The following is a 23154-nucleotide window of genomic DNA, read 5'->3' on the forward strand; positions in this document are numbered from 1 at the left end:
CGGACACCTCGATCCGAGGTATCAGAGCCGCCGTCCGCCAACCGTTCGGCTGGGTCAGAGCCAGCAGGTCGGCTGGGTCATGCCTTGAGTCCGGCCGCCAGTTCGTGGAAGTCACGGCTGGGATTGCCGAAGCGGTGCAGTGTCATGGACACGGCCTGCTCCTGCACGTAGTAGCGCATCTCCACCCGCGCCGAGGAGGTCACCGGTTCATCGATGACCGCAACCTCTGGACGTGGTGCGGTGGCCGCCAACAGCTCGGGTTCCTGCGGCCCGAGCACGCGGATGCGGGCGCCGACGGAATCATCGTAGCGACCCTGACCGACCATGTCGGCGAACGTCGCTGCGGACTCGGTCCGAGCCGGGACGCCAGCGTTGGTGACGGCGATCTTCACCTCGGAAGCCACATCCTCGGCGACGGACAGCTGCACTGTGGACCCGACGCACTTCGCTGCTTGCAGGGACCTCTCCAGGTCGAACAGTGACGACTTCGAGGTCACCCGCAGTGTGACCGGGCGAGGCCGGTAGCGGAAGATATTGGCTTCGGACTGGAGACCTGTATGGTCCTTCGCTGCCCCGAACTCGCGGGCCAGCCAACGTTCGTCATCGGCCTTGGCCAGTTCCAGGTTCTGGCTCGCGTCAGTGGCACCTGGCAGAGTGGACGGATCGTCGGTGTAGTGGCCGAAGAGCATGAGGTAGTTCGGGCCACCGGCCTTCGAACCGAGTCCGACGGAGGACTGTTTCCAACCGCCGAAGGACTGGCGCCGAACTATCGCGCCGGTGATGCCGCGGTTGACGTAGGCGTTGCCGACCTGGACCTGGTCGAGCCACGTGCGCACTTCCTCGGGATCGAGGGAGTGGATGCCGCCGGTGAGACCGAAGTCCACATCGTTCTGGAACTCGATGGCCTCGTCGAGGTCCTTCGCGTGCATGAGGCCGAGCACAGGACCGAACACCTCGGTGAGGTGGAAGAAGGATCCCGGCTTGACGCCGTCCTTGACGCCCGGGCTCCACAGTCGGCCCGTGTCATCGAGCTGTTTGGGTTCGAGCAGCCAGGACTCGCCCGGCTCGAGGGAGGTCAGGGCGCGTTTGAGTTTGTCGGAGGGATCCTCGGTCAGCGGTCCCATCGTCGCCGACATGTTTGCCGGCCAGTCGACGACCATCGACGCGGCTGCGTCGATGAGCTGTTTGCGGTAGCGCTCGGAGTCGTAGGTCGACCCGACCATGATGCCCAACGAAGCGGCCGAGCACTTCTGCCCGGCATGGCCGAAGGCCGAATACACGAGATCGGCTACAGCCAGATCGCGGTCAGCCGCCGGGGTGATGACCAGGGCGTTCTTGCCGGAGGTCTCCGCATTGACGTGCAGGTCAGGACGGAAGGACTTGAACAGGGCGGCCGTCTCGGAGGCACCTGTGAGGATGACACGGTCGACATCCGGGTGAGCAACGAGGTGACGGCTGAGGTCCCGGTCCGAAGGCGTGCACAGCTGCAGCACGTCTTTGGGCACTCCCGCTTCCCACAGACAGTCGATGATGAGTGCCGAGCAGTGTGGGGTGGGCTTCGAGGGTTTGTGGATGACGGCCGAACCGGCCGCCAGCGCAGCCACGGTGCCACCGGTGGGGATGGCGATCGGGAAGTTCCACGGCGGGGTGACGACGACCAACTTATCGGGGACGAAGTTCGCTCCTTCGAGGTTCTCCAGCTCCGCGGCGTTGAGCGCGTAGTAGCGGATGAAGTCGATGGCCTCGGAGATCTCCGGATCGGACTGGGACGGCATCTTCCCGACCTCGGCGGCCTCGACGGCGATGAACTCACCGCGGCGGGCGGCGACAACCTCGGCGGCACGGTGGAGAATCTCTCCACGACCGGCAGCACCCAGCTCGCGCCAGGCCTGCGCAGCCCTGCGGCCATCGGCGATCATCTCATCGAGTTTCGCAGCCGAGTCGACCTTCGGGGTCTTGGGCCGGTCATCGAGATATCCGGGAGCAGTCGCCTCGGCGATGATCTCCTTGGCCCACTTCTGGTTCGCCGGCAGCGAAGGGTCGGTGTCTGGTTCGTTATAGAACTCGGTCGGGACGGGGCTGGAGACATCGCGTTCGGTCGAACGGTCCTGCTTGCGGTTCGGTGCCGGGGCAACCTCACCGTCTTCGGCCAGGATGTCCTCGAGCTGCTTGACGGAGGCCTGGAAACGATCTGCCTCGCGGACGAAAACCTCATTGCCGTTGGCAAGGTCGAAGATGCCGGACATGAAGTTCTCGTGAGAGGAGTTCTCTTCGAGCCTGCGCACAAGGTAGGAGATTGCGACGTCGAATTCCTTCGGGTGCACGGCGGGGACGTAGAGGAGGAGATCTCCGACGTCCTCGGTCACCGCGGCGGCCTGCTCCGAGGCCATGCCCTGCAGCATCTCGAATTCCACGCGGCTGGTGACATCGCGGTCGACGGACAGGTGGTGGGCGAAGGCGATGTCGAAGAGGTTGTGCCCAGCCACGCCGATGCGCAGCCCCTTCATCCGCTCCGGAGTGAAGAGCCAATGGAGGACGTGCTTGTAGTTCGCGTCGGTGGACTGCTTCGAATCGCACGTGGTCGCGGGCCAGCCGGCAATCTCCGCGTGGACGGTCTCCATCGCCAGATTTGCGCCCTTGACGAGGCGAACCTTGATTCCGACTCCACCGTTGGCGATGCGTTCATTGGCGAATTCGCTCAGGCGCTGCACGGCACCCAGTGCGTCGGGCTGGTAGCCCTGGATCACGATGCCGGCCTCGAGGTTCTTGAACTCAGGTTCGGCAAGGAGGCGGGTGAAGACCGCGATGGTCAGTTCGAGGTCGCGGTACTCCTCCATATCGAGGTTGACGAACTTGGAGCCGGTCGGTGCCTTCGCTGCCTGCTGGTAGAGCGGGCGCAGGCGTTCAACCACGTAGTCGACGGTCTCGTCGAAGGCCCACATGGAGATCTGGGACGCGACAGAGGAGACCTTGACGGAGACGTAGTCGACGTCCTCGCGGGCCAGCAGCCGGTGGGTTTCCTCGAGGTGGTGGTCGGCTTCGCCATCACCGAGGACAGCCTCACCGAGGAGGTTGATGTTGAGTCGGTGACCGTCGGCTGTCAGTGCTGCTACAGCCTTGCCGAACTGTTTGTCGCGAGCGTCGACGACCATGTGCCCGACCATCTGACGCAGGCGGGTGCGAGCCGCCGGCACGACGACCTGGGGCAGTGCCCGGGCCAGGGCGGCACCGGTCTTGATCTGGGCGCGGTCGAGGGCCGACATCGTCTCGGGAGCCAGCTTGCCGACCTCCGCCAAAGCATCCGCGGCGGCGTGCACATCATCGGTGCGCACGACCCGATCGACGAATCCGACGGTGAAGTCGAGGCCGTTGGGATCGGAGAGCACTGCCGAGAGGCGTTCGGCGGCAGGATTCTTCGCCGTGGTCTTGCTCGTTGCCACGCGCAGCCATTTGCGAACGGTGTCGATGGAGCGACTGGTGAGCTGATCGAGATCGGAGTCTGTATGCAACAACTGCTCGTTCCTTTTCTGTTGGACGAACTCTGGATGAGTCTGGCTGGGGTCGTGCCAGCTGTTCCCGCGTCGCCGTTGACTGTTGACGGGATCGTTGAGACCAGTATGCGCCGCAGAGAATTCGCGGTGAAGGGCTTGCAGCCAATCGCAGACATAGTTGAGTCAGAAGTAATAGAATGGGGCGATGTATTCCTCAGAGATGCGTCGCGCCGCTGTTGCCAAGACGGCTTCGTCCTCCATCGCCGAGGTGGCAGCCGAGTTGGGTATCTCGCCATCGAGTCTGCGTCGGTGGACGCTGCGATCCGACCTTGACGACCGCCCGCGCAGCGGCCGTCCGCAGATTCAGAGTACGGCAGATCAGGTCGTGGAAGCCCTGGTGAGCACGGCAGGGGCGAGGATCTCGGGGAAGGACTATTCGACGAGGGCTCTCGCCGAGGCGACCGGGCTGAGCCAGAGCATCGTGTCCCGTGCGATGAGAGGGATGACGGTGCACCGCGACCAGCTGCGCGGAAGCGCTGAGATCACGGTTGTCGCAGGCGGATTCCCGCTCGTTGTCATCGGCATCCGACTTGGTGACGAGCACGGTGTGGGTGAAGCCTTTGATGGGGGTGCCGGCCGCGATGGTGGTGCGAGCGCAGTATCGGCACGACGGGTCCAACGCCGCATCGCTGGCATCGTGGCGGCTCTGCGTTCGGCAGGTGTTCAGCGTTGGCCGCAGCGTTTTGACAGCGAGCATCGCCAGACAGATGCTCAGGACCTGCTCGATCTGCTTCGGGACGGGGGCGAGCGCGAGCGCTTCATCGTCTTCGATCCCTTCGGTGAGACGGACGATTTGGACGTGCAGGTCCCGATTGCGAACGCCGGCATCGTGGTCCACAGGGAGTTCGATGCGTTTATCGACGATGTCAAAGCTGGACTCGCTCTCTGCCGCGATGTTCCCGGTTCCCTGCTCGACACCCTCTCCGGCCGTGTGCGTCACGGTTTCGAAGGCGTCATGTGGCGGCAATCGAGCCAAACTGATGCTCGTAGAAGTTCCATTTCTTCTGACTCAATGGAGATCTCTTCGTGGTTGCCGAAGGGGACTCGGTCCATCACAGAACACCTGGCGATCGCCCTGCGTGAGGAGATCATCGATTCGGGATATCAACCTGGGGACAGAATCAATCCGCGCCTTCTGTCGGGGCGGATGCAGGTGCCCCGCTCCTCGGTGGATGCCGCTCTGCGGCGCATGGTCGATGACAAGCTGCTCGACGGTTCACGGGGCGGTTCGAGGATTCCTCTGATCACCACCCTTGACGTCCTCGACCTCTATGCCGGACGCATGTCGGTGGGGGAAGTTCTCCTGCGCTCGCTGGCGCTGCGACCGAAGCGCTACTTCGTGCCCGTGCAGCTGGCACTGCGGCAGGTGGAGGCCTCGGCGGCGACGAAGAGCGGCATCGACGTCGAGGATGCCGATCTCCACTTCCAGCAGGAACTGGCACGGGCCTCCGGTCTGCGACAGAGCGCCCGAGCCTTCGAGGCACTGACCCTGCGCCTGCGCCTGTTCATCTCTGTTCTGCAGCTTGACTACTCACCCGCCAGCGATCGCATCCTCATCGATGACCGCGCTATCTTCAGGGCACTGTCCCTCGGTGACGCCGATACCGCAGTGGTGGCATGGCGAGGCAAAGTCGACAACGCGGTCAGGCACATGGCCGGACTGTTCGCTCAGCGTCGGTTCGACCAAGACCTCTGGGCCCAGCTCACCCGTCGAGTATGAACGGACCCGCCGGCCAACCTCGGCGAGGGTGACTGGTATAAATTTGGGGAAAGTCAAAGCTTGAATCTGCAGAGCCGAATGGGATAGTTGAACCGTGGAGACCTTGATTGTAGGCGTGGCCGGGGGCACCGGCAGTGGAAAGACAACCCTGACCCAGGCGCTGCTGGACAAGTGCGCGGGCCCGCCTTCGGTGTTGTTTCACGACAACTACTACCGGCGGCGAGACGAGCTGACGTACGAGGAGCGCGAGAAGGTCAACTACGACGACCTTGACGCCTTCGACAATGACCTGTTCGTCGAACATTTGAGCGCTCTGCGGGCATCGCAGTCGGTGGAGAGCCCGGTCTACGACTTCTCGATCCACAATCGCAGCGATCGCACGACGCTCGTGGAGCCATCGCCGGTGATCATCGTCGAAGGCATCCTCATCTTCGCCGAACCGCGGATCTGTGAACTGCTCGACATCAAGCTCTTCGTCGACACCGACGCCGACGTTCGGCTGCTGCGGCGGATCAAACGCGACGTCGTCGAACGAGGACGGACCCTGCAGTCTGTTGAGGACCAATATCTGGGCACCGTAAAGCCGATGCACGAGCTGTATGTGGAGCCCTCGAAGCGCAACGCAGACATCATCATCCCTGATGGCGGGCACAATATCGTGGCCATGGACATGGTGCTCAACCGAATCCAGCGGGACGTTGGGTAGAGCTCTGCCTAATCGGGTTCCAGTTCGTTGAAATCTCGTGCCAGAGGCACGAGTACCTTCGTGTCAGGCGTTCGAAAAGTCTCGTGTCAGTACCGGATTGTAGTGTGTTTGCATGGACACGGAGACCGTTCCGGATGCACCACCGGCGGACCTCGATCTCATTGCAGAGATCGACCGCTTCGCATCTATGCTGCGCGGTGAGCGGCCTGCTGTAACCGAAGCCGAGACATTGGCACGCATCACCGCGTTCGAGAGCCTGAAGGCGACCATCGTGTCCGCGCAATCCGCCGAGGCGGTGGCATTCGAGGGCTTGCGCCAACGCCGAGATGCCCTCAACCAGGTTCCCGCACGTGATTGCGGAATCCGCTCCGCTGAGGAAATCGCCCTCGCGAAGAAGGTGTCACCGGGTTCCGGTCGAAAGTTCCTGTCCACCTCGCGTGCGATCGTGTGCGAGATGCCGAATACGTTCAAAGCTCTCGCCTCCGGGGAGATCTCAGAAGACAAGGCCCGTGTCATGGCCGACGAAACGGCGACGCTGACCAGCGCTGACCGGCGCAAGGTCGACACTCGTATGAAGATGAGCATGGGACCCGCCGGGATCCGGAGCCTGCGCACCGAGGCGCGCGCCTTGGCGGAGGAGATGAACGCCGAGACGGCCGCTGAGCGAGCGGAGAGAGCGACGGCTAACCGACGTGTGACCATGACCGCGCTCGAAGATGGAATGGGACGAGTATCTGCGATCCTTCCGATCCAGCAAGCCGTTGCCGTCTATGAAGGGCTGAGAGGTGCGGCCGAATCAGTGACTGCAGCCGGAGGCGCCCAAGGGCGCAGAAACAACCAGCTGATGGTCGACACATTCGTCGAACGCCTGACTGGACAATCGAGCGCGGCAGCCATTCCCACCGAATTGCACCTCGTCGTAGAGGCGGAAACATTGCTCTCCGATGGAATGGTGCCCGCCTGGTTGCCAGGCTTCGGTCCTCTCCCTGCTCGGACCGCACGCAACTTCCTCGCCGCCAATGAGGCAGAAGTCTTCATCCGCCGGATGTTCACCCGCGCGACCGACGGTCAGCTGGTGGGGATGGAATCTCGCGGCCGCATATTCACTGGTCAATTACGGCAGATGGTCATCTACCGCGACGATGTGTGCCGCACTCCGTGGTGCGATGCGCGGATCAGGCACGCCGACCATGCAGATGGGTATGCCTCAGGCGGCGCGACTTCGTGGGAGAACGGCTCAGGACTGTGCGCCGCGTGCAACTATGCGAAGGAACATCCGGGTTGGAAACACGAAGCGACGGCAGAGGGTCTTAAAGTCACCACTCCCAACGGCGCTGAATACGAGGATCTGACCCCGCCCTTCGTCAGACGAATGAAATACCCGCGAGCCGTGTCCGGGTCGTTGGACCCACCCCGAACAGTTGACCCACCAGGAACCAGTGACACGTGGGAAGCCGGAAATTCGCGCTCCTCTCCACTCGACGACGATTGGCGGCTGAAGCTGTCCGGATTTCTGGAGCCTGAACGACGCAGGGAACCACAAGGCACGGAATGCCGCGAAGTGGAGATCCCGTTCCTTCCGATCACAGGAGCAGAAGCGAAGAAGTACGAGGAAAGCCAGCGAACAGCGCGTGACCAGGGCGAACCTCCGGAGCTCGAAATCGTAGAGATCGTCGAACCCGTTCTACTTCCACGAACGATTTGGCCCACATATCGTCGCAGGATTCGCAGTTTCAGCGATTCCGAGGACTGCCGTGTGGAGAGGACTTTTCGGAAGGCGCTGCTCGAAGCGAGCTGACGTGGTGATTCTGCAACAAATCCGACACTGTCCACACAGCGTCAGATTGCATGATTTTGAGTATGAATGCGGACGACAACAACGCTCCAGGACCTGATGCCGACCGCAGGGTTCAAAAATCCGAGGACGGTGGCAGCGACGAGGTCCCCGCTGCGGGTTCCCTGCGACGACGCGAGACTCGGCCCGGCCGAAGTCTGCTTCAAGCCGCTCGTCTCCTGCCGCTTGCGACAGTCGCAGTTTGGATCGCCACGATCTTCGTGCCCATTCTCGACAGTGGAGCTACTGAGGGCTTAGGAATCACGATCACATCCTTAGGGGAAGCTCCGCTCGGCACAAGGGGCACCGACCCTGGCTTAGTCGCCATCTGGATACTCATTGTGATCATCGCGCTTCTGCCTTGGCTATTTGGATACTCACACTGGTGGTCGGCAGCCGCGATCCTGATCGGTGATGTCATTCTCTTCGGCCTCGTAGCCGTGGCGATCACCCCGCCTTCCCTGATTTGGGACGGACAGACCGCCGAAGGAGTGCCGACAGGGGGTATGGAAATTGCTCGCCCCGACTTCGGGTTCGTGCTGTGGATCATCGGGAGTCTAGCGCTCATCGTCGCCGGCATCTGCGGATGGATCGGGGTACAGCGGCTAAAGAGCGGGGGATCGAAATGACTGCGGGAGGGCGTGAGCGATCCCGTATCGCGGCCAAGGTACTCCCGATCCTTGCGATGACCGCGTGGGTCGCGACGATCTGGGTGCCGGTCTTTGACAGCACTTCCAACAGTTTGCATTCCAACGAGTCCATGGTGCTTATCGTCACCTCACTCGGACGTAGGCCGATCACCCTGAGCGAAATCGACGTCGAGCTTGTCGTGATCGGGGCTTGCCTGCTCACCTGCGTAATCTCCGGGTGGCTCGTCAATGGTCTGCGGCTGTGGGCATGGGCCGCTGCAGTCCTCGGAATCGTGGTCATGTCGCATCTAGGAGCCATGGTGGAGGACCCGCCGACAATCATGTGGGACGGCAAAGACGGAGACGGCATGTGGATCGGCGGTATGGAGGTGGCCTCTCCCTCAGTTGGTGCTGCATTTTGGGCGTTCAGCGGCGTCGTACTGGTTACGGCTGGAATCTGCGGACTCATTTCCGAACGGCATCGCTCGAACGTGCGGATCCGCCGCTGGTTCGCAACCGATCACCGTACGTCTGGCCGGCCTGGCCGAGCGACCAATCATCAGCACATCTCCGCGGTCGACCGCGCGGCCTGCCTGTTTCCACTTCTTGCCCTGGCTTCGTGGATAGTGATGATCTGGGTGCCGATAATGGATAATACAGCGTCGGACGAAGACGATGTCACGTTCACGTCTCTTGGCCGACAGACGGCCGACCTTGTCGATTTCGAGCCCAGTGTGGTGATCGCATGGTTGATAGTCCTCATCTGCGCAGTTGTCGGCTTGGCTAACGACCTTCCGCGCTGGTGGCCTGCGATTGTGCTGGGACTCGGTGTCGTGCTGTATGCGCTGTTGGTAGAGCGATTGGCTCATCCGCCGATTGTCCGGTGGGCGGGTGAGACAACAGATGGGCAGTCGATCAGCGCGAGCATTGTCGGCTATCCGGCCGCTGGAGTGAGCTACTGGGCACTGGGAAGCGCCGCTCTGGTCTCGGCTGGAATCTGCGGACTCATCGGTCAGAGGCGGCAACACCCCATAAACGCAAAACGTCGGCACCTCATCAGCTGAAGCATCTCGCGGCTGATGAGGCGCCGGCGTCACCGGGCGAAGCAAGTCACTTACTGGGGCAAGAACACTCCGTCGAAGAACTCACCGATCTCGTCGTGAGCATCCAGAGGGAAGATGCCCGAGACGTACTGATCGGGGCGGACGACGACTACGGCGCCGTCACGGCTGATGCCGCGTTCGTCGTAGATGTCTTCCTCGGGCAATGCTGCGAAGATCTTCTCCACGTATTCGAGGCCGAACTTGCCCACGTGTGGGCGGAACGCCGTCGGAACATCGGGGAACGAGAACGCGGTGTGATCCTGCTGGTAGACGACGTTGAGATCGATGAGTGCATCGAGGTCAGCGCCCCCACGTCGGAACCTGACCAGAGGTGAAGCTGGATCAAATTCGAGCCAGTCAGCCAACTGAGTGGTCTTGGACTCCGCCGCGTCGTCGCCGAGCGCCGGGGGTGGAGCGTCAGCGAAGACGTAGACGCGCCAGCGGCCATCTGCGCGTGCTCGGTGGCCAAGATGGATGAAGTTGGCGTCACAGTTGCGCTGTACCCGAGCGGACTTGAACCTCTTGCCCACCGGGAAGCCGGTCGCCAATTCCTGATGCTTGGGCGAAGCGGTGATCATCGATTCCGTGTATTCGGTCATGAAGCCGGCAGGGAACTCGGCAGTCTTGACGTAGAAGTCCTGTAGATAGGTCTCGTCCGGAAGCTCCTCCTGCGGAGTCGCCATCAGCGTCGACCATTCCTTGTCGAAGTCGATGAGGTTCTTCGCAGTCACCTGGCGCTCGGAGGAATAGGTCCGCAGCAGTTCGTACGAGGACCGTCCGGAGAGCACCTGGCCGAGTTTCCACGAAATGTTGAACCCGTCCTGCATCGAGACATTCATGCCCTGGCCCGCCTTGGCCGAGTGGGTGTGGCAGGCATCGCCGGTGATGAACACGCGTGGACACGGCGAGCCGACAGACGTGTCATCTGTGTCATCGAAGGCATCGGTGAGGCGGTGTCCGACCTCGTAGACGCTGTGCCAGGCCACGTCCTTCACGTCGAGGCTGTACGGGCTGATGATGGCGTTCGCCCGGTCGATGATCTCGTCGACGCTCGTCTGTCGCACTTTGCGTGCGTCGTCTTCGGGGACTTCGCCCAGGTCGACGTACATGCGGAACAGATGCCCGCCCTCCCGGGGGATGTGGAGGATGTTTCCGTGTTTCGAGGAGATTGCGCATTTGGTGCGGATATCGGGGAAGTCCGAGTTCGCGAGCACGTCCATCACACCCCAGGCGTGGTTGGCCTGGTCGCCGGCCATCTTGCGGCCGATGGACCTGCGCACGCCCGAACGGGCCCCGTCGCAGCCGATCACATAGCCGGCGCGGATGGTGCGCTCTTCTCCTGCGCGGTCACCCGCGGTGTAGCGAACGGCAACCGTCACTGGGTGATCGGACGCGGCGGCTTCGGAGCTGGATGGGTCGGCCGAGCCTGCGGTGGCAGCATCGTTGACCTTGAGATCGACGAATTCGATGCCGTAGTCGGGCTCGATGCGGCCGGGGGACTGTTTGGCGAACTGCGCGAAGTAGTCGAGGACTCGCGCCTGGTTGACGATGAGGTGCGGGAACTCGCTGATTCCGGATTCGTCATCCTTGGGTCGTCCGGTGCGGATGATGTGTTCGGGGTTCTCCGGATCCGGATTCCAGAAGGACATGTCGACGATGTGGTAGCCCTCGCGGATGATCTCTTCGGCGAATCCGAACGCCTGGAAGGTCTCGACCGAGCGGGCTTGAATGCCGTCTGCCTGCCCGATGACCAGTCTCGAGTCGCGCTTCTCGATAATCCGGGTGTTGACTTCGGGGTATTGAGACAGCTGTGCTGCCGCGATCATGCCAGCCGGGCCGCTGCCGACGATGAGGACATCGACCTCGTCGGGCAGATCCTCTGGACGATCGATTCCGTAACCTGCTGCAGCTTCGATCCGCGGGTCTGCGGACACATAGCCGTGCTGGTGAAAATGCATGTCAACCTCCGGTTCATCACACGTCTTCGTGACTTTCCAATATTAGCAGTTCATATACGATCTTGTGTTGCTCAGGTCATCATGAGCGGATACCTATGATCGGGCTCACGGACTGCTCCTCCTCGTGGGCCGGTCCCAGGGGGATGCCCGAGCGGTCCCGCAGGAGCAGCGTGGCCACCAGCGCGATCACGGTCATACCACCAAGATAGATAGCCACCGAGGTGGTTGTTCCGGTGGCGGAGACCAATGCCTTTGCGATCGTGGGTGCGAAGGCCCCGCCGAGGATCGACCCGATCGCATAGGACACGGAGACACCGGAGAAGCGCACGCTGGAGGGGAAGATCTCGGCATACATGGCCGGCTGCTGCCCATAGGTGAAGCCGAGTCCGACGGTGAGGATGACCAGCCCGAGGAAGAGCATCCAGATGCTGCCGGTGTTGACCAATGGGAAGAGGGAGAAGATGCCGATCAGCAGCAGAACCCATCCGAGCAGATAAGTGTTCTTGCGTCCGATCTTGTCCGAGACGGAGCCGGCGATGATCGTGAAGATCAGCCACGACACCGCCGAGGCGGAGACTGCCCAGAGCACGGGGCCGCGCTCGAGCCCGATCGGGCCGGCCGGGTCGGTGGCGTAGTTCTGAATGTAGCCGCCGGTGGTCATATAGCCGGCGGCATTGTTGCCGACGAAGACCAGCGAGGCCAGGATGACGAGAAGCCAGTGGCTCTTGAACAGTTTGCCGAGTGGGTTGGTGACCTGTTCCTTGCGTTCGGCGATCTCGTGGAAGACAGGGGACTCTTCAACCCCGCGACGAATCCAGTAGCCGACTGCGACGAGCAGGATCGAGAGGAAGAAGGGCACGCGCCAACCCCATTCGAGGAAGGCTTCGCCCGGAGCGATCACGGTCATGAGTGCGAGCACGCCGGAGGAGAGGATGAGGCCGATGGAGACACCGATCTGCGGGAAGGATCCGCGCAGCCCGCGATGTTTGACCTCCGCATGCTCGACGGCCAGGAGGACCGCTCCGCCCCACTCGCCGCCGGCGGAGATTCCCTGGATGACGCGCAGGACGATGAGGAGGATGGGTGCTGCAAGGCCGATCGAGTCGTAGGTCGGTAGGAAGCCGATCAGGGCGGTGGCCGCACCCATCGCGATGAGGGTGATGATGAGGACGACCCGGCGCCCCAGTTTGTCACCGTAGTGTCCGGCGAGGAATGCGCCCAGTGGGCGGAACAGGAAGCTGATGCCGACAGTGGCGAAGGAGACCATGGTCGAGAGCGTCGACCCGAGACCACCGAAGAACAGCTCGTTGAAGATCAGTCCAGAGGCAGCCGCATAGAGGAAATAGTCGTACCACTCGATGCTGGTGCCGACGACGGTCGCGAATGCCACCCGACCTTGGGTGTGCTTTTTACTCACCATGACTCCTGTGTCGCATTGTGACTGCTGCGTTAGTGCCGCTGTCCCATGGATAGGAGATCGCAGCCATCGGAACGCTGACGTGACCTCAATCATGTGACGCGGACTACTTGTCCTCCGGAACCGTATCATATACGATCTGGGTGAAAGCCAATCGAAATGAGGTGCGAGATCGATGTCGACTCCAGCTGGTGTCCCAGTCCGACCGGGCAAGATCATTGCCGTCCATGTGGCGTACGAGTCACGCTCCGCCCAGCGCGGAAAACGGCCCTCCCAGCCGTCCTACTTCCTCAAGGCCACCAGTTCCCTGGCCGCGTCTGGTGAGGCGATCGAGCGCCCTGCCGGGACCTCGCTGCTTGCCTTCGAAGGCGAGATCGCGGTCATCATCGGCACCGCGGCCCGATCCGTCAGCCCCGACGAGGCCTGGACCTTCGTCGAGGGAGTGACCGCGTCCAACGACTTCGGCCTCTACGACATCAAGTCACCCGACAAGGGCTCGAATCTGCGGTCGAAGAGCCGCGACGGGTACACACCGCTGGGTCCGAACATCATCCCCGCCGCCGAGGCTGACCCTCAGTCGCTGCGCATCCGCACCTGGGTCAACGGCGAGGTCAAGCAGGACGACGGCACGGGTGCCGCACAGCTGATCTTCCCCCTGACCCAGATTGTCGCCGATCTCAGCCAGCACATGACCCTGGAACCCGGCGACGTCATCCTCACCGGCACCCCTGCGGGATCATCCGTGGTGGCTCCCGGGGACACGGTCGAGGTCGAGGTCAGCACCACCTCGGCGAGTACCGGATCAGAACTCAGCACGGGCCGACTCGTCACGAATGTCGTCGAAGGGCCGGGGAAATTCGACCCGAACCTCGGCAGCACACCGGCCGTGACCGAAGCGCTGCAGGCCGACGCCTGGGGATCGCGAGAGGCTGCAGGCCTGGCACCGGAATCCACCGGCGGCGGTGCACTGAGTGAGGACCTGCGCGCCAAGCTCACCGAGGCTCCGACGGCTGGTCTCTCTGCGCAGCTGCGTGCACGCGGACTCAACAATGTGGTCATCGAAGGCGTCTCGCCGCTGGTGCCCGGCAGCAAGGTCGTGGGCACCGCGAAGACTCTGCGCTTCGTGCCCAACCGTGAGGACCTGTTCAAATCCCATGGCGGCGGATACAACGCCCAGAAGCGGGCCTTCGACTCTTTGCAGTCCGGTGAGGTCGTCGTCATCGAGGCGCGCGGCGAGTCCGGTTCGGGAACCCTCGGTGACGTGTTGGCGCTGCGGGCCAAGGCCCAAGGTGCGACCGGCGTCATCACCGACGGGGGAGTCCGCGACTCCGCCGAGGTGGCCGGAATCCTCCCCGTGTTCTCGACGGCGAAGAACCCCGCCGTGCTCGGCCGCAAACACGTTCCCTGGGAATCGGACGTGGCAGTGGCCTGCGGAAACGCCACCGTGCTGCCCGGCGATGTGATCGTCGGAGACGACGACGGAGTCATTGTCATCCCACGTGACCTCGTCGAAGACGTCGTCGACTCGGCGTTGGCGAAGGAGATCGAAGACGGCTGGGTGGCCGAGCAGGTCGCGGCGGGCAATCCGATCGAATCCCTGTTCCCGCCCAAGGGCCAATGGAAAGAGAAGTTCGAAGCCTGGAAGGCCGCGCGATGACTTCTGTTCCCACCGCGGAGACACAGCCGGAGGCGACGTCACTGAGCAAGGCGGAGACGGCCTACCGGTGGATCCGCAAGTGCATCGCTGATCAGACCTTCGAACCCGGACACAAACTGGTTCTGGCTCAGATCGCTCTCGAACTCGACACCTCTGTCGTGCCCGTGCGGGAAGCCATTCGCCGCCTCGAGGCCGATGGACTCGTCACCTTCGAACGCAATGTCGGGGCTCGTGTGGCCATGGTTGACCACACCTCCTACGTCCAGTCGATGGAGGCCGTGGCGATCCTTGAGGGTGCTGCGACCGCGCAGGCGCTTGAATTCTTGGATGAGCAGGACCTCGCCGAGGCGGATGCGATCAATGAGCGCATGCGTGATCTGCTGACCGACTTCGATCCCACCGAGTTCACCCGCCTCAACCACGAATTCCATGCGGCACTGTTTCGCCGGTGCCCGAACGAACGGCTGCACAATCTGGTTGCCATCGAATGGGACCGCCTGGCTCACCTGCGCAACTCGACCTTCTCCTTCGTGCCCGAACGGGCTTTGGGGTCGGTCGACGAGCACGCCAGGATCGTTGCGCTGATCCGGGCCCGCGCCTCGGCGGAGGAGATCGAGCGGGTGGTGAGGAGCCACCGCTCAACGACCCTCGCCAGCTACCAGGAAGCCCAAGCCACCTCCAAGACCATGAGAAACATCGACAGAGAAGAGGACAAGTCATGACCGAGTCCACTGCAGCTCCAGCAAACCTGCCGGAGAAGATCCGTCACTACATCAACGGCGAATTCGTCGATTCGATCGACGGCGACGAATTCGATGTCATCAACCCGGTGACCAACGAGCCCTACATCAAGGCCGCCTCAGGCAAGAAGGCCGATATCGACGCCGCCGTCGCCTCGGCGAAGTGGGCCTTCGACGAGGGCCCGTGGCCGACGATGCTCCCACGTGAGCGCGCCCGCGTCCTCAACAAGATCGCCGACATCGCCGAAACCCGCAGCCAGGAACTCGCAGAGATGGAGTCCTTCGACTCCGGTCTGCCGATCACCCAGGCGAAGGGCCAGGCCAACCGCGCAGCGGAGAACTTCCGCTTCTTCGCAGACCTCATCGTCGCCCAGGTCGACGACGCGTTCAAGGTCCCCGGCCGCCAGGCCAACTACGTCAACCGCAAGCCCATCGGCGTCGCCGGGCTCATCACCCCGTGGAACACACCGTTCATGCTCGAGTCGTGGAAGCTGGCCCCGGCGATCGCAACCGGTAACGCCGTCGTGCTCAAACCCGCCGAGTTCACCCCACTCTCGGCATCGCTGTGGCCGGGCATCTTCGAAGAGGCAGGACTGCCCAAGGGCGTCTTCAACATGGTCAACGGCTACGGCGAAGAGGGCTTCGCCGGCGACTCCCTCGTCAAGCACCCGGACGTCCCGCTGATCTCGTTCACCGGTGAGTCCACGACCGGTCAGACGATCTTCGCCAACGCCGCTCCCTGGCTCAAGGGCCTGTCGATGGAGCTCGGTGGAAAGTCACCGGCCGTCGTCTTCGCCGATGCCGACCTCGACACCGCGATCAATTCCACAGTCTTCGGCGTCTTCTCCCTCAACGGTGAACGCTGTACCGCCGGTTCGCGCATCCTCGTCGAAGAGTCGATCTACGACGAGTTCGTCGAACGCTACGCCGCCCAGGCCAAGCGTGTGAAGGTGGGTCTGCCCTCGGATCCCACCACCGAGGTGGCCGCACTGGTCCACCCCGAGCACTATGACAAGGTCATGTCCTACGTCGAAATCGGCAAGGAAGAGGCTCGCCTCGTCGCAGGCGGCGGTCGCCCCGAAGGATTCGACACCGGCAACTTTGTGGAACCAACCGTGTTCGCCGACGTCGCACCCGACGCACGGATCTTCCAGGAGGAGATCTTCGGGCCCGTCGTCGCGATCACTCCGTTCAAGTCCGATGAAGAGGCCCTGCAGCTGGCCAACAACACGAAGTACGGTCTGGCCGCCTACATCTGGACCTCCGACCTCAAACGGGCACACAACTTCTCGCAGGCCGTGGAATCCGGCATGGTGTGGCTGAACTCGAACAACGTCCGCGACCTGCGCACCCCCTTCGGCGGTGTCAAGTCATCGGGCCTCGGCCATGAGGGCGGCTACCGTTCGATCGACTTCTACACGGAGCAGCAGTCCGTGCACATCAACCTCGGCGAGGTCCACAATCCCGTCTTCGGGAAGCAGTGAGAGGAAAACACATGTCCCAAACCATTCCAGTCCCATCGGTTCCAGCACCCGACATCCTGCGGTGCGCCTACATGGAAATCGTCGTCACCGACCTGAAGAAGTCGCGTGACTTCTACGTCGACGTCCTCGACCTCCAGGTCACCGAGGAGGACGAGAACACCGTCTACCTGCGGTCGATGGAGGAATTCATCCATCACAACCTGGTGCTGCGCCAGGGACCCATCGCAGCGGCCGCCGCATTCTCCTACCGCGTGCGCACACCCGAAGATGTCGACGCCGCCGAGGCCTACTACCGTGAACTCGGCTGCGAAGTCGTGCGGAAGAAGGACGGCTTCGTCAAGGGCATCGGCGATTCGGTGCGCGTCCAGGACCCCCTCGGCTTCCCCTACGAGTTCTTCTACGACGTCGAGCACGTCGACCGTCTGGCCTGGCGCTATGACCTCTACTCCCCAGGTGCTCTCGTCCGGATCGACCACTTCAACCAGGTCACCCCGGACGTGCCGAAGGCAGTGGACTACATGGAGAACCTGGGCTTCCGCGTCACCGAGGACATCCAGGACTCCGACGGCACCGTCTATGCGGCCTGGATGCGCCGCAAGCCGACGGTGCACGACACGGCGATGACCGGCGGCGACGGACCGCGCATGCACCACGTCGCCTTCGCCACCCATGAGAAGCACAATATCCTCGCCATCTGCGACAAGCTCGGTGCGCTGCGACTCTCCGATTCCATCGAACGCGGACCGGGACGCCACGGCGTCTCGAACGCCTTCTACCTCTACCTGCGCGACCCAGACGGTCACCGGATCGAGATCTATACCCAGGATTACTACACGGGCGACCCCGACAACCCCCGCGTGACCTGGGACGTCCATGACAACCAGCGCCGCGACTGGTGGGGCAACCCGGTCGTGCCATCCTGGTACACCGACGCTTCCACGGTCCTCGACCTCGAGGGCAATCCGGTGCCGCTGAAGCAGCGCACCGACGATTCCGAAATGGACGTCACGATCGGCGCCGACGGGTTCTCCTACACCCGCCGTGAGGATGCGACGACGAACTTCGGTGAGCGCTCCGGCGCTGACGACGGAGAAGACGAGTTCAAATTGGGCCACCAGCTCTGAGGAGACGCGCACATGCTCGATGAATCAACGATCGCGGCCATCGCCGACGATCTGGCGAATGCGGAGAAGAACCGAACGAAGATCGGTCTGCTCACGGCGAAGTACCCCGACATGACCGTCGAGGACTCCTATGCCGTGCAGAACGAATGGCGTCGCCGAGGCGAGGCGTCCGGGCGCAGGCTGATCGGCCATAAGATCGGCCTGACCTCGAAGCCGATGCAGCAGGCGACAGGGATCAGCGAACCGGATTACGGGGCGATCTTCGCCGACCAGGTCTACGACACCGGCTCGGTAATCGACCACTCGCAGTATTCGGGCGTGCGCGTCGAGGTCGAACTCGCCTTTGTGCTGAAGGACGAGCTGCGCGGACCCGACATCGGCCTCATCGACGTCCTGCGAGCCACCGAATATGTGGTGCCGGCACTCGAGGTGCTGTCGTCTCGGATTGAGATGGAAGGCCGCACCATCGTCGATACCATCTCTGACAATGCGGCACTGGGGGCCATGGTCCTCGGCGGTCGTCCGGTGGCCGTCGACGCTGTTGATCTGCGCCGAGTCGGTGCGCTGCTCTATCGCAATGAGTCGGTCGAAGACTCCGGCCTCGCCGCCGCCGTCCTCGACCATCCTGCCCGCGGCATCGTGTGGTTGGCGAACAAGCTGGCCGAACACGGCGATGTCCTTCAAGCAGGCGAGACCGTTCTGGCAGGATCCTTCACCCGGCCCATGTGGGTCAGCCCGGGTGACACCGTCCACGCCGACTACGGAGATCTGGGAGTCATCACATGCCGTTTCAAGTAGATCTGCCACAAACCCTCACCCAACGCGTCGCGCAGTTGGGCGAGGGGGAGTACCTGGCCGGAATGTGGGTCTGCTCCGGCTCGCCCGTGGCTGCGGAGATCGCCGCGGCCTCCGGAATGCAGTGGGTGCTCATCGACGCCGAGCATTCGCCCATCGACCTGCAGATCACGACCAGCCTCCTCCAGGCCATGAACGGATACCCCGCGACCCCCGTCGTGCGGGTGCCCGTGAATGACCAGGTGCTCATCAAGCAGTACCTCGACCTCGGTGCGCAGAATCTGCTCGTACCGATGGTCGATACCCCTGCCGACGCCGAGGCTGCCGTGCGTTCCGTGCACTACCCACCTCGCGGTGTGCGTGGGGTCGGATCGGCGCTTGCCCGGGTCTCCCGCTGGAACGCGGTGCCGAACTACCTCGCTCGGGCCGAAGAATTCGTGTCCCTGACCGTGCAGATCGAATCCGCAACGGCGGTGGACAACGCCGCGGAGATCGCTGCTGTTGATGGGATCGACGCGGTGTTCGTCGGGCCCTCTGACCTTGCGGCTTCGATGGGTCTGCTCGGTCAGCAGACCCATCCGGATGTCACCGCAGCGGTGCTGGCCACCTTCGACGCGGTCAAAGCGGCCGGCAAACTCGTCGGCGTCAACGCCTTCGATCCCGAGCAGGCTCGCAAGTACCTCGACGCTGGTGCTTCGTTCGTGCTCGTCGGTGCCGATGTCGGCCTCATGATGAACGGCGCCCGCGCCTGGGCCGAGACCTGGGTGCGCGATTGAGCGACTGACTGCAGTCTGCGGCGCTGGCACCTATCTGATTCGGTGCCAGCGCCGTTTTGCGTCGGCATGAGCTTGACTGATCACATCTGCGATGACTGCTCGTGAGGCACTGCTCGGATTGACCACGGCGATCCAACCTTGTGCCCGGTACACCGGATGCGGGATCACAGTATCGGTGACGGCAAAGTCCCAGGCACGATTTGCGCCGGGAGTTGCCCCATTGCTGGTCAGCCGAGGTTGCTCGCCGGTGAGATCAATGAAGCGGTCTCTGCCCACATGGATATTCAGACGCCAGCGATCCGGTGCGTCGAGTCGGGACAGGGCATCATCCAGGTAGTCCTTCGTCACGATAGTTGCGAAGGGCTGGCCGCGTTGGGGAATCTGACCGTCGGGAGCGTAATAGAAGAAATGATCACCCCAAGCGATCTCTGGAAATGGTCCACCTGCCTCCGGCGCCAGCTCCAGGACCGCCTCGTACTCTCGGAGGCTCTCAAGGTAGTCGTGCATACTCATAGTTCAAGTGTGGACTTGAAGTGCTTATGTCGGGTTGACTGAAATTCAGGTGACACTCGGCGGTTAGAGACGGGATGACTCGGCGATGAAGACTTCTGATCTGGCGGACGCCAGCGGGTACTCTGTGCAACAGATCCGTCAGCTGGAGACCCGCGGGGTGATCCCGGCTGCGACACGACATCCCAACGGCTACCGGCGCTTTTCGCCCGAACACCTCAGCGCGCTTCTCGCCTACCGAGAGCTCGTCAGTGCAGTGGGGGCAGTACTCTCTCGGGAGGTCATGTCCGAGGTTCAGCATCTTCCTCTTCCCGAGTCAGCGGCACTTATCAGCGGACTCGGGTATTCACTCGAGGTAGAACGCAGGCAGGTACTTGCAGCCCGGGCAGCTGTGATCGCAATTCGCACCGAGACCGAGACCGAGACCGAGACCGATGCTGTCAGCGAGTCGAGGTCGGCCGCACTCGGGTCGATGACGATCACCGAACTCTCACAAGCTCTCGACGTTCCGTCCTCGACTCTGCGGTTCTGGGAGTCCGTAGGTCTGGTGAATCCAGGCCGGGTGGAAGCTCAATCCCAGACCGCCCGGATCTATCGAACGATGGCAATTCGGGATGCCAGGATCACCGCGGCTCTGCGGAAGGGTGGTTATCGGATCCCTGAGGTCCAAGAGGCGATCGGGGCGTTGCGCGAACTAGGTGATGCAAGCAGATCTCTCGCCGCGCTCGACGAACGACTGGAGGCGGTGGCCCGACGGACGCTGGCCTTGTTCCGGGCCGGAAGTGTCCTGGCCGACATGGTCGACCCGAGCCACCGCTGATCCTTCGCGGCTGTTGACTCTCCTCACTCCTTGTTGCGGCGGCTGCCCGTGATGAGCAGGGCAGTGGATCCGAGGCCGATGAGGAAGATCCCGGCACCGATGAGCATTCCGTTGCCTGTGGTTCCCGTTCTCGGCAGCTGTGCAGGAGGTGCGGGTGTCGCAGGTTTGTCGGCGACCGGCTCGACTGGAGATGCTGGGGCTTCCGGTGGTGCCGGGGGTGTCGAGGGTTCCTCGGGTGGTGTTGGTTCCGGTGGTGCTGGGGGAGTGGAGGGTTCCTCTGGTGGCGCTGTCGGCGTCTCCTCAGGTGGTCTGTGCACGGTCTCGGCGGGGACGCCCCAGTCGCTCGTCCACTTGTGGTGCTCGTCGTTGCCCTGGATCGTGGTCACATATGTGACCCACCCGACGGGCATGTCGATGGCCTCCGAGCTCACGGTTGCCGTGCCGTCCTGGTCCCCGACGACGGTGATGTCTTGGGAATCGAGCTCTGTCCCGCTGATCTCTGTGGACTGCTTCGGCTCTGATCCTGAGTGATATGCCGTCATCGTGATCACTGCTTCGCCGCCTGGGCGCAGTCCGCTGACCGTGACTTCGTCGTGGACGGAGTTGACCTCAAGGACCGCTTCCGTTGCGGCTTTCGGAGTCCAGGGGACAAAGCCTGTCTCTCGCGGCTGACCATGGACACCATTCCATTCCTTTGTGGACTTGTCACCGGCGATGGTCTCGGTGAAGTACATCCAGCCGTGGAAGTCCGTGGGGACTGTGATCGCATCGGATTGGTGCGTGCCGTTGCCGATGTTCTTCGACGTCACCTCGGCTATCACCTCGGCGTCGTCGTTCTTCTTTCCGGGTTCCGGCATCGATTCCGTCTGCCACAGCTTATGTTTCACGGTGACCGTGTGGTCACCGACCAAGCCTGTGACAGTGAACTTGTCGGTGACCGATTCGTCGGGCTGTGGACTCTGATCCGAGATTTCGGTGATGATGCGAGGCTGTGAGGTCATGTCGACCTTCGCCTGGGCTGAGACGTCGACAGGTTCGTCCGGCGTGATGACGCGCTGCACTCGTTTGGTCTTCTGCGGCTTGTAGAGGAGAACTGACTCCGGTGCGAGGCTTGCAGATGCCTTGGCCGTCACCGTGCCTGGAGCCTTGAGTTTGAGGGTGGTGACAACGGGCTTCGCCTCACTGGTCAGGGACTTCGGCGCGTCCGTGGTTCCGCTGATATCGAGGGCGATGGGGATACCGGGCACCGCGGTGCCGGACGCGCTGGTCAAGGACACGGAGAGCGTAACTGAACCCGTCGTGGGGAGTTGGAGCGTTGTGTCCTCGTCCTTACCGTCGTCGTCTTTGCCGGCGTCGTCTCGTTTGAAATCACTGTCACCGAGTCCCTGCTTGCCGTATGCCTCGAGTTCCGGCATGTCCAGGACCGGGGTCAGAGTGACTTCGAGGGTATAGGGGCCTGCAAGTTTCTTCGACTCGGCGCTGATCTTTGAGAACTGCTTCGCGGCACCCTTGAACTTCCTTCCCAGATCGCCAGGCTTCTGCGGAGGCACCTTGTGGTCATGCGGAATCGCCTTGTCCAGGCGAGCCAGCGCGCTCAAGGCTGCCTGCACATCGGCTGATTTGGACCCGGAGTACTCGTACAGCGCCCATGCCGTCTGCGCAGAGGTGACCGTCTTCGGTTTCGAGCCCTTGAAGTACTTGGGAAGTGGCGACTGCTTGCCGGCATCGATGCAATACGCCTGAGTGTCATCGAAAGTTCTGTAGACGCCGTACCAGGTCTTTCCCTGTGGCGCGTGATGCCAGATGCCGGGACCATAGGCGTTGCTGGCTTTGTGCATCGGCACCTCTCCGAGACCTGCCGGCGGTCCTTGGGCCATGGCGGGCCCGAATCCGATGAGCGGGGCCAGGGCCAAGATCAGGAAGAAGAGAGCTGAGCGGAGAGTGATGCGTCTGCGAGTAGTCATACCCTGATTCCACGATGACCTTGTCGTACCTGGCCAGAGCAGAAAATCTGCCTGTGAATTCACTCGGTGCCATCCACAGGAAAACGAACATGAGTCAACGTCGACGGCAGCGTGGGTGTGGACAGACGAGCACTCCCACACGCATCTATCGTTCCAGGTCACGACGGATGGCGACGATATCGGTCGCGTAATGGGCGATTCCATCGCAGCGATCCCTCGCCGAGGTGGCCCCGGGAACGCTGATTCGTCCACATGCCAGCGAACTTGAGTGGGACATCGAAAGCCAGGAACTGTTGCCGGACGGACACACCATTCTGGGCCTGACGTCAGCATTGGACCGTAAACTTGGCAATGCGGCAATTCCAA

17 protein-coding genes are annotated in these 23154 nt (G+C 62.6%); 12 read left to right on the plus strand and 5 right to left on the minus strand.

Annotation, left to right across the window (positions count from 1 at the left end; genetic code table 11):
• Window positions 1-77: 77 nt before the first annotated feature.
• On the minus strand, window positions 78-3512 hold the full coding sequence (locus BSP239C_RS08895) for a bifunctional proline dehydrogenase/L-glutamate gamma-semialdehyde dehydrogenase (RefSeq protein WP_101571988.1): 3435 nt from the start codon (window positions 3510-3512) through the stop codon (window positions 78-80).
• A gap of 184 nt (window positions 3513-3696) precedes the next feature.
• Between BSP239C_RS08895 and BSP239C_RS08900 the strand changes: the two genes are divergently transcribed.
• From BSP239C_RS08900 to BSP239C_RS08920, 5 genes are all read left to right on the plus strand, one after another.
• Window positions 3697-5271 (plus strand): transposase, encoded by a 1575-nt coding sequence (locus BSP239C_RS08900; RefSeq protein ID WP_101571990.1) that lies wholly within the window; start codon window positions 3697-3699, stop codon window positions 5269-5271.
• Window positions 5272-5365: 94 nt separating this feature from the next.
• Complete coding sequence (udk, locus tag BSP239C_RS08905; RefSeq protein ID WP_257930139.1) at window positions 5366-5977, plus strand: uridine kinase; 612 nt, start codon at window positions 5366-5368, stop codon at window positions 5975-5977.
• A 112-nt stretch (window positions 5978-6089) separates the two neighbouring features.
• Window positions 6090-7775, plus strand: coding sequence for a DUF222 domain-containing protein (locus BSP239C_RS08910; RefSeq protein ID WP_101571994.1), 1686 nt, complete (start codon window positions 6090-6092; stop codon window positions 7773-7775).
• 62 nt (window positions 7776-7837) lie between these two features.
• Window positions 7838-8440, plus strand: coding sequence for a hypothetical protein (locus BSP239C_RS08915; protein WP_101571995.1), 603 nt, complete (start codon window positions 7838-7840; stop codon window positions 8438-8440).
• The gene (locus tag BSP239C_RS08920; protein ID WP_101571998.1) at window positions 8437-9504 is read left to right on the plus strand and encodes a hypothetical protein; all 1068 of its coding nucleotides are present in this window, start codon (window positions 8437-8439) and stop codon (window positions 9502-9504) included. Before BSP239C_RS08915 ends, BSP239C_RS08920 begins: the two co-directional genes overlap by 4 nt.
• A gap of 50 nt (window positions 9505-9554) precedes the next feature.
• Here BSP239C_RS08920 and BSP239C_RS08925 read toward each other — a convergent pair whose 3' ends face one another.
• Together BSP239C_RS08925 and BSP239C_RS08930 are read right to left on the minus strand one after the other, a co-directional pair.
• Window positions 9555-11501, minus strand: a complete 1947-nt coding sequence (locus BSP239C_RS08925; RefSeq protein ID WP_101572001.1) for an FAD-binding monooxygenase — start codon at window positions 11499-11501, stop codon at window positions 9555-9557.
• Between the two features lie 79 nt (window positions 11502-11580).
• Window positions 11581-12921 carry an MFS transporter gene (locus BSP239C_RS08930; protein WP_180958963.1) on the minus strand — a complete coding sequence of 447 codons (1341 nt, stop codon included), beginning with the start codon at window positions 12919-12921 and terminating at the stop codon, window positions 11581-11583.
• Between the two features lie 172 nt (window positions 12922-13093).
• On the opposite strand from BSP239C_RS08930, the gene BSP239C_RS08935 reads away from it, so the two are divergent.
• The 6 genes from BSP239C_RS08935 to BSP239C_RS08960 are packed head-to-tail and all read left to right on the plus strand — an operon-like array spanning window position 13094 to window position 19494.
• Window positions 13094-14575, plus strand: coding sequence for a fumarylacetoacetate hydrolase family protein (locus tag BSP239C_RS08935; protein ID WP_101572005.1), 1482 nt, complete (start codon window positions 13094-13096; stop codon window positions 14573-14575).
• Window positions 14572-15297: a GntR family transcriptional regulator gene (locus BSP239C_RS08940; protein ID WP_101572007.1), complete on the plus strand. Its 726-nt coding sequence runs from the start codon at window positions 14572-14574 to the stop codon at window positions 15295-15297. Before BSP239C_RS08935 ends, BSP239C_RS08940 begins: the two co-directional genes overlap by 4 nt.
• Complete coding sequence (hpaE, locus tag BSP239C_RS08945) at window positions 15294-16799, plus strand: 5-carboxymethyl-2-hydroxymuconate semialdehyde dehydrogenase (protein ID WP_101572009.1); 1506 nt, start codon at window positions 15294-15296, stop codon at window positions 16797-16799. Before BSP239C_RS08940 ends, hpaE begins: the two co-directional genes overlap by 4 nt.
• 11 nt (window positions 16800-16810) lie before the next feature.
• Window positions 16811-17923: a 3,4-dihydroxyphenylacetate 2,3-dioxygenase gene (gene hpaD / locus BSP239C_RS08950; RefSeq protein ID WP_101572011.1), complete on the plus strand. Its 1113-nt coding sequence runs from the start codon at window positions 16811-16813 to the stop codon at window positions 17921-17923.
• A gap of 12 nt (window positions 17924-17935) precedes the next feature.
• Complete coding sequence (locus tag BSP239C_RS08955) at window positions 17936-18721, plus strand: fumarylacetoacetate hydrolase family protein (protein ID WP_101572013.1); 786 nt, start codon at window positions 17936-17938, stop codon at window positions 18719-18721.
• Window positions 18706-19494 (plus strand): HpcH/HpaI aldolase/citrate lyase family protein, encoded by a 789-nt coding sequence (locus BSP239C_RS08960; protein WP_101572015.1) that lies wholly within the window; start codon window positions 18706-18708, stop codon window positions 19492-19494. Before BSP239C_RS08955 ends, BSP239C_RS08960 begins: the two co-directional genes overlap by 16 nt.
• Window positions 19495-19524: 30 nt before the next feature.
• On the opposite strand, the gene BSP239C_RS08965 is transcribed toward BSP239C_RS08960, so the two are convergent.
• Window positions 19525-20007, minus strand: coding sequence for a DUF6194 family protein (locus BSP239C_RS08965; protein WP_101572017.1), 483 nt, complete (start codon window positions 20005-20007; stop codon window positions 19525-19527).
• 85 nt (window positions 20008-20092) lie between these two features.
• Here BSP239C_RS08965 and BSP239C_RS08970 point away from each other — a divergent pair, with 85 nt between their 5' ends.
• Complete coding sequence (locus tag BSP239C_RS08970; protein ID WP_101572018.1) at window positions 20093-20824, plus strand: MerR family transcriptional regulator; 732 nt, start codon at window positions 20093-20095, stop codon at window positions 20822-20824.
• A 23-nt stretch (window positions 20825-20847) separates the two neighbouring features.
• Here the strand turns inward: BSP239C_RS08970 and BSP239C_RS08975 are convergent, their stop codons facing one another.
• The gene (locus BSP239C_RS08975) at window positions 20848-22788 is read right to left on the minus strand and encodes an LPXTG cell wall anchor domain-containing protein (protein ID WP_101572020.1); all 1941 of its coding nucleotides are present in this window, start codon (window positions 22786-22788) and stop codon (window positions 20848-20850) included.
• Window positions 22789-23154: the final 366 nt, after the last annotated feature.

Origin of the sequence: Brevibacterium sp. 239c, assembly GCF_900169365.1 — a bacterium.
Taxonomy (GTDB): domain Bacteria; phylum Actinomycetota; class Actinomycetes; order Actinomycetales; family Brevibacteriaceae; genus Brevibacterium.

Bases quoted from the DNA above. Each gene is read 5' to 3' on its own strand.
- BSP239C_RS08900 (WP_101571990.1), top strand. From the start codon at position 3,697: ATGTATTCCTCAGAGATGCGTCGCGCCGCTGTTGCCAAGACGGCTTCG.
- BSP239C_RS08910 (WP_101571994.1), top strand. From the start codon at position 6,090: ATGGACACGGAGACCGTTCCGGATGCACCACCGGCGGACCTCGATCTC.
- BSP239C_RS08915 (WP_101571995.1), top strand. From the start codon at position 7,838: ATGAATGCGGACGACAACAACGCTCCAGGACCTGATGCCGACCGCAGG.
- BSP239C_RS08920 (WP_101571998.1), top strand. From the start codon at position 8,437: ATGACTGCGGGAGGGCGTGAGCGATCCCGTATCGCGGCCAAGGTACTC.
- BSP239C_RS08925 (WP_101572001.1), bottom strand. From the start codon at position 11,501: ATGCATTTTCACCAGCACGGCTATGTGTCCGCAGACCCGCGGATCGAA.
- BSP239C_RS08930 (WP_180958963.1), bottom strand. From the start codon at position 12,921: ATGGTGAGTAAAAAGCACACCCAAGGTCGGGTGGCATTCGCGACCGTC.
- BSP239C_RS08935 (WP_101572005.1), top strand. From the start codon at position 13,094: ATGTCGACTCCAGCTGGTGTCCCAGTCCGACCGGGCAAGATCATTGCC.
- BSP239C_RS08940 (WP_101572007.1), top strand. From the start codon at position 14,572: ATGACTTCTGTTCCCACCGCGGAGACACAGCCGGAGGCGACGTCACTG.
- hpaE (WP_101572009.1), top strand. From the start codon at position 15,294: ATGACCGAGTCCACTGCAGCTCCAGCAAACCTGCCGGAGAAGATCCGT.
- hpaD (WP_101572011.1), top strand. From the start codon at position 16,811: ATGTCCCAAACCATTCCAGTCCCATCGGTTCCAGCACCCGACATCCTG.
- BSP239C_RS08955 (WP_101572013.1), top strand. From the start codon at position 17,936: ATGCTCGATGAATCAACGATCGCGGCCATCGCCGACGATCTGGCGAAT.
- BSP239C_RS08960 (WP_101572015.1), top strand. From the start codon at position 18,706: ATGCCGTTTCAAGTAGATCTGCCACAAACCCTCACCCAACGCGTCGCG.
- BSP239C_RS08965 (WP_101572017.1), bottom strand. From the start codon at position 20,007: ATGAGTATGCACGACTACCTTGAGAGCCTCCGAGAGTACGAGGCGGTC.
- BSP239C_RS08970 (WP_101572018.1), top strand. From the start codon at position 20,093: ATGAAGACTTCTGATCTGGCGGACGCCAGCGGGTACTCTGTGCAACAG.
- BSP239C_RS08975 (WP_101572020.1), bottom strand. From the start codon at position 22,788: ATGACTACTCGCAGACGCATCACTCTCCGCTCAGCTCTCTTCTTCCTG.